Here is a 6,440-nt window from a genome sequence, read left to right on the forward strand (position 1 = left end):
GTGATGGCTTTGATAAAGTCATGTTGGGGCAAACAACGCTGGAAGAAGTATTGCGCGTTACGCGAGAAGATTAATGGCACATTTACAAACAACAAGAAATGATTAAAACATATGGCAGCATTTGATTACCTTGCGGTTGATAGCCGAGGGAAAAATAAAAAAGGTGTTATTGAAGGTGATACCCCAAGGCAAGCCCGCGCATTATTGCGTGAACAAGGGTTAATGCCTACGGAAGTAACCCCTACCCTTACTCATAATAAAAGTAAAACAGGAAAAGCAAGCTCGGGTAAAGGCAAAAGTAAAGGCACAGGAAAAGTATCTGCTGCTGAATTGTCGTTAATTACTCGTCAGCTAGCAACCTTAGTAGAATCTGGATTGCCATTAGAAGAGTCCTTAATAGCCGTTGCTGAGCAAGGTGAAAAAAATCGTATTAAAAGTATGATTATGGGGGTTCGTACCAAGGTAACCGAAGGTTATGGTTTAGCAGAAAGCCTCGCTGAATACCCGAAAGTATTTAATCACTTATATCGCGCGATGGTTGCAGCTGGTGAAAAATCTGGTCACTTAGATAAAGTATTAAATCGCTTAGCTGATTACACAGAAAAACGAGAACAAATGCGTTCTCAACTTATCCAAGCCTTAGTTTATCCTGTCATTATGACAGTGGTTGCTATTGGGGTTATCGCAATATTATTAACCAAAGTAGTGCCACAAATCGTAGGGCAATTTGAGCATATGGGTGCAAACTTACCTGGCTCAACTAAGTTTTTAATTGCCAGTAGTGAGTTTTTACAAGCGAATGGCCTGTTCATCATTTTATTCATTGCCGCACTTATGTTGATAGTGTCCAATGTATTGAAAAAACCAAAGTATTTGATGATTTTCCATCAAAGACTGATCTACTTACCCGGTATTGGTAAAGTAGCTAAAGGTCTTAATACGGCCCGTTTTGCAAGAACCTTAAGTATATTATCAGCGAGTGCAGTGCCGTTATTAGAAAGTATGAAAATTTCAGGTGAAGTACTCGACAACTTGTACATAAAACAGCAAGTAAAATTAGCATCAGATAAAGTACGCGAAGGCTCAAGCCTACACTTATCGCTTGAACAAACGAAATTATTTCCACCAATGATGTTGCATATGATCGCCAGTGGTGAAAAAAGTGGACAAATCGAGCAAATGTTAGGACGCGCAGCCGACAACCAAGATAACGAATTTGAAGCATTGATGAATATTTCATTAAAAGCATTTGAACCTGCATTGATGGTAGGCATGGCAGGGGTTGTTTTATTTATCGTAATGGCCATATTAGAGCCTATATTGAAATTAAACACCTTTGTTGGTGGATAAACGGAATATATAAAGTAGAACAGGCGACTGAAGTCGCCCCTACAAAAGGGGGATTATTGTCACCGTAGGGGCGAATTTATTCGCCAGATAAAAAATAAGCCCCACAAAAGGGTTGATTATTATCACCGTAGGGGCGAATTTATTCGCCAGATAAAAAATAAGCCCCTACAAAAGGGGTGATTATTATCACCGTAGGGGCGAATTTATTCGCCAGATAAAAAATAAGCCCCATAAAAGGGTTGATTATCATCACCGTAGGGGCGAATTTATTCGCCGGATAAAAAATAAGCCCCACAAAAGGGGTGATTATCATCATCGTAGGGGCGAATTTATTCGCCTAATAATGAGAGATAACAGAATGAAAATGTTAAATTTATAAAGGTAATTAGGAAAAATAATGATTAATAAAAGTTTAAAACACACACAAAAAAAAGCACAAGGCTTTACCTTGTTAGAAGTTATGGTGGTAATTGTTATTATCGGCATGATGTTAAGTGTTGTGGTCCCTAATTTAATGGGTAGCCAAGACACGGCTAAATTACAAAAAGCAGTACAAGATGTTACTGCGTTAGAAAACTCGTTAAGTATGTATAAATTAGATAATTACGATTATCCAAGTACAGAGCAAGGCTTAGAAGCATTAACCCAGCAAACTGATATTGAGCCTATTCCACGTCGTTTTCCTGACGGTGGTTATGTAAAACGTCTTCCTAAAGATCCGTGGGGTAATGAATACTTTTTATTAAACCCAGGTGAACACGAGAAAATGGATGTATTTACTGCCGGTCCAGACGGAGAAGTTGGCACTGAAGATGATATTGGTAATTGGAATTTAGGCGACTATCAGTAATTAAATTACTTAAGTTAATAAGAAAGCATAACGTAAACGGATGAGTATTATTTTGAAGAGAACATTTACCACAAAAAATAAAGGTTTTACCTTACTTGAAGTATTGGTGGTGATTGCATTAATTGGCTTAATAATTTCAGCGGTGCAATTTAACTTCTCTACAAAGCGTCCAGAAGATACTTTAAAAAAAGTAAGCCAAGAATTTTCAACGCTGTTTGAAAGTGCTGCAAATTACGGCTTACTCAATAATATTGAACTGGGTTTATACCTTGATGAAAACAGTTATCAATTTCTTGGCTATGATGGCGAAAAATGGAGTGAAATACCTGAACAAGATTGGCTAGCAGTGCAAGAGTTACCTGAAGGGGTGACCTTTACCTTAGCTTTAGACGATCTACCCATTGAAGAGCCGTTGCTATTTGACTCATCCGTATTCGCCTCGGAAGAAGAAGGTTACCTTTCTTTTGACGCTATTGAAAAAGCGAAAGAAGCCAAAGATGAAGACAAATTAACACCACAAGTCTATATTTTATCTGGCGGTGACATCACACCTTTTAGTCTTACCTTTTACTTTACCGATGAAGCTTCACTTAATGAAGATTTATCTGATTTAGCCTATCGAGTCAGCGGGCTATATAGCACACCATTAACAATTGAAGGGCCAGTGTTAGATGATTAAGTCATTAAACATAAAAAACACCAAGGCTAATATTTTACAGCAACAAAACGTAAATAAGAGTAAGACAAGATCACTTGGTTTCACCCTTATCGAAGTGATGCTAGCTTTAGCGGTTTTTTCAATCGCAGGTATCGCATTACTCAGTACTGCCAGTAACAATGCCAGAAACATGGGTTATCTAGAAACTAAAATGTTTGCCGATTGGGTTGCTTCAAATCAACTAGTTGCGGTAAATCTAGATAAAACATGGCCGCCCAAAAACAATGTTAAAGGTGAAGTAAAACTTGCTGGTAGAACTTGGTACTGGCATAAAAAAGTAATTAAAACCACAGATAATGATATGCGCTCTGTTGTAATAGAAATTAGAAAAGATCCAGATGATGAATTAGCCGTAAGTAGTTTAACCACCTTTGTTTCTAAGGTGGAATCCTAATGCTATCTAGCCCCAGAATACGCGCACAACTCAATACTACTTCTAATAAAGGATTTACTTTACTAGAAGTACTCATTGCTATTGCTATATTTTCAATTATTAGTTTATCTAGCTTCACTATTTTTAACTCGGTATTATCCGGTGATGAAATGGCGAAAAAACATAGTGCCCGACAGAATGAGCTACAACGCGCTTTTTTAATTATAGAACGTGACTTTACTCAAATTTCACGCCGTACTATGCGCCTTAATGGCGAAGCACCACAAACACGTTTAATACAAACTGATAGTGAGGGTTTCGAAAACGAAGAGCAAGTTATTGCCTTTGTAAGAAACGGTTGGACTAACCCTGGATTGTTATTACCCCGTAGTGATATGCAAGCGGTAGCTTATAGAATAACTGAAGAAACCCTTGAACGTTTACATTTCAACTTTGTTGATTCCGTGGTGGGTGAAGAACCAAAAGTAAGACCTTTGATTCATGATGTTACCGAGATCAATTTTGAATATTATGATGGGAAAGACTGGCTAGAACTTTGGGAAAAGGAGACTTTACCTTTGGCAATAGCCATTAAAATCGACACAAAAGATTATGGCCTTATACGACGTCAATATTTAGTGCCTGGTGATGGGCAGCTTCAAACGACATCGAACAGAGCATTAGGTTTGGGCTCGTGATGATAAATTTAAAAAGGTTACACAAGCAGCAAGGTGTCGCGCTAATAACAGTAATGCTTATTGTTGCACTTTGTGCGGTTATTGCTAGCCAAATGACGGCGCGCTTGCAGGTACAAATGCAACGAAGTGCTAATGTTAGCTTTAACCAACAAGCTTATTGGTATGCCATGGGTGCAGAAGCTTTTACTAAAAGAGTATTAATTAAAGTTTTCCAAGCAGAGCCTGATGTTACCAACTTAAGTCAAGCTTGGGCAGGAGGTGAAAATACCTTTCCGGTCGATTTTGGTGAAATAACAGGTGAAATCACCGATCTACAAAGCTGTTTGAACTTAAATGCCTTACGCGCCCCATTTGAAGAAAGCGAAAACACAAGTAGCCGAAACAACAGAAATCAAGAGGAAAACAAAGCCCCTGCTCGTCTTGCCTTTGAAGCACTGTTAATTAATTTACAGCTAGAAAATGTGAGTCAATTTGAAGCTGAATCAATGGCAGATGCTCTTACTGATTGGCTAGATGCTGATACCAGTATCAGTAGTGCCGGTGGCGCAGAAGATAATGATTATGCTTCACGTGAATTTCCTTATCTTGCAGCCAATAATTATTTAGCCAGTGTTAATGAGTTAAGGGTAGTTGAGCATTTTACTCCTGCGATTATAAATGCGATTAAGCCTTATGTTTGCGTTATTCCTGGCAGTGAATTACACAAAGTGAACATTAACACTATCGACAGTGAACACGTTGAATTATTGCAAGCGCTACTTGGCTCAACATTAGAACAAGCACAAGACGTATTAAGTGCTAGAGGTGAAAAAGGTTTTGACTCGCTCGATACTTTTTACAATTTACCAACGGTTGTACAAATTGAAAACTTCAATGATAAAAAAGACAGCTTTGCTATTGATAGCGAATATTTTAACCTGAAAGCGAGCGCTAGTTTTAATGAAAGTTATTATGCCATGAACTCAGTAATGAAAATAACCGAGAATAAATATATCAATGTACTCAGTCGCACCGTAGGACGAAATTAATGGCCGAAACTTTATATATACGCCTAGGTAGCCAAGCCCAAGATGAAATATCTTGGTTGATATTTAACACGCTAGAGCAAGAGATTATTGCCAGTGGTGTGTTACCCCATGCTGAGCAGTTAAGAGAATTAACTGAAAAAGCCCAGCAACGTGTGGTTAAGGTTTTTGTGCCTGGCTGCGACGTGTTATTAAAACGTTTAACGCTGCCAACTAAGTCACACCGAGCAATGCTTTCTGCCGTGCCTTACATGTTAGAAGATGAATTAGCACAAGATGTTGATGAGTTATTCTTTGCCTACGCCAATATTACTAACGATAACAGCGAGCACAACTGCTTTGTTGCCATCACTCAACGAGCACAAATGTTATTGTGGCAGTCTTGGTTAGCGGCAGCCGATATTAACACTAAGCATATGTTGCCTGATGTTTTGGCGATGCCGTATGTTAACGAACAATGGAGCGCTATTGCGCTGCATCCTGAGCGTGTTTCATCGCAAAGTAGCTTAACTGAGCAAAACGTAGCTGGACAAGCTAAGCAAACGCAAATAATTATTCGTCAAGGTGAATGGCAAGGCTATGCGCTTGATAGTGAAGCTTGGCAATTTACGCTACAAAATAAAATTGCGTTAGCGCAAGCGGCAGAAGTTGCTAGCGATAAAAAAAATGCAGCTAAAAACACAGGTAAAAGTGATGCAACCTCAGACAATGTTTTAACGATTAATGCTTATTCAGCTTTACCTTCGCTTGAGGCTATAAATCAGCAATCCACTATTAATATAGTCAATGCAGGAGAAGAGCTACCGTTAGCCTTGTTTGCTCAGCATAGTCAGCAAAGTAGCACATTCAACTTATTGCAAGGCGAATTTAAAGTAAAAGAGCGACGTTCACCGCACCTTAAAAATTGGCTATGGGCGGCTGGTTTTGCTGTGTGCGCCTTATTGTTAAATGTCGGTTATAAAAGTGCACAGTTATTTCAACTTTCAGCACAACAAGCGGACATTGAAGCGCAAATTATTAAGCAATATCAACAAACCTTCCCTGGGGCGAAACGTGTTCGTATTGGCACAATAAAGTCGCAGCTTAGTCGAGAATTATCAAGTTTGGGTGGGGCAACTGAGCAAGTTGGCTTTTTATCTATGTTGGCACAAGTACAACCCGCTTTTGCTAAAGTTCCGAGCTTAAAACCTGAATCGATAAAATTTGACGGTAAAAGACAAGAGCTTAGGCTTCAAGCCATTGCTGATGATTATCAACATTTTGAACAATTTAAAAATGCCCTAGCCTTAGCCAATGTTGAGGTAAAACAAGGTGCTCAAAATAATCAAGGTGAGCAAGTAACAGGCTCTTTTAGTATTGTTAGCAAGGAAGGCTCGTAATGAATATCGCTTCACTTAAAACATGGTGGCAAGGGCTGAACTTACGT

General features: G+C 38.8%; 7 protein-coding genes. All 7 read left to right on the forward strand.

What is annotated here, in order from left to right; genetic code table 11:
* Positions 1 to 111: 111 nt before the first annotated feature.
* The 7 genes from gspF to gspL all read left to right on the forward strand — a co-directional run bounded on the left by gspF (position 112) and on the right by gspL (position 6,393).
* On the forward strand, positions 112 to 1,350 hold the full coding sequence (gspF, locus tag Q4503_RS18620; protein WP_303603169.1) for a type II secretion system inner membrane protein GspF: 1,239 nt from the start codon (positions 112 to 114) through the stop codon (positions 1,348 to 1,350).
* A 397-nt stretch (positions 1,351 to 1,747) separates the two neighbouring features.
* Positions 1,748 to 2,200, forward strand: coding sequence for a type II secretion system major pseudopilin GspG (gspG, locus tag Q4503_RS18625; RefSeq protein ID WP_303603170.1), 453 nt, complete (start codon positions 1,748 to 1,750; stop codon positions 2,198 to 2,200).
* Between the two features lie 52 nt (positions 2,201 to 2,252).
* Positions 2,253 to 2,879: a type II secretion system minor pseudopilin GspH gene (gspH, locus tag Q4503_RS18630; protein WP_303603171.1), complete on the forward strand. Its 627-nt coding sequence runs from the start codon at positions 2,253 to 2,255 to the stop codon at positions 2,877 to 2,879.
* Positions 2,872 to 3,312 carry a type II secretion system minor pseudopilin GspI gene (gene gspI, locus Q4503_RS18635; RefSeq protein ID WP_303603172.1) on the forward strand — a complete coding sequence of 147 codons (441 nt, stop codon included), beginning with the start codon at positions 2,872 to 2,874 and terminating at the stop codon, positions 3,310 to 3,312. The genes gspH and gspI overlap by 8 nt, the downstream gene beginning before the upstream one ends.
* Complete coding sequence (gene gspJ / locus Q4503_RS18640; protein ID WP_303603173.1) at positions 3,312 to 3,989, forward strand: type II secretion system minor pseudopilin GspJ; 678 nt, start codon at positions 3,312 to 3,314, stop codon at positions 3,987 to 3,989. The genes gspI and gspJ overlap by 1 nt, the downstream gene beginning before the upstream one ends.
* Positions 3,989 to 5,017, forward strand: a complete 1,029-nt coding sequence (gene gspK, locus Q4503_RS18645) for a type II secretion system minor pseudopilin GspK (protein WP_303603175.1) — start codon at positions 3,989 to 3,991, stop codon at positions 5,015 to 5,017. The genes gspJ and gspK overlap by 1 nt, the downstream gene beginning before the upstream one ends.
* Positions 5,017 to 6,393, forward strand: coding sequence for a type II secretion system protein GspL (gene gspL / locus Q4503_RS18650; protein ID WP_303603174.1), 1,377 nt, complete (start codon positions 5,017 to 5,019; stop codon positions 6,391 to 6,393). The genes gspK and gspL overlap by 1 nt, the downstream gene beginning before the upstream one ends.
* Positions 6,394 to 6,440 lie beyond the last annotated feature (47 nt).

Origin of the sequence: Colwellia sp. 6_MG-2023, from assembly GCF_030547765.1 — a bacterium.
GTDB lineage: Bacteria > Pseudomonadota > Gammaproteobacteria > Enterobacterales > Alteromonadaceae > Colwellia.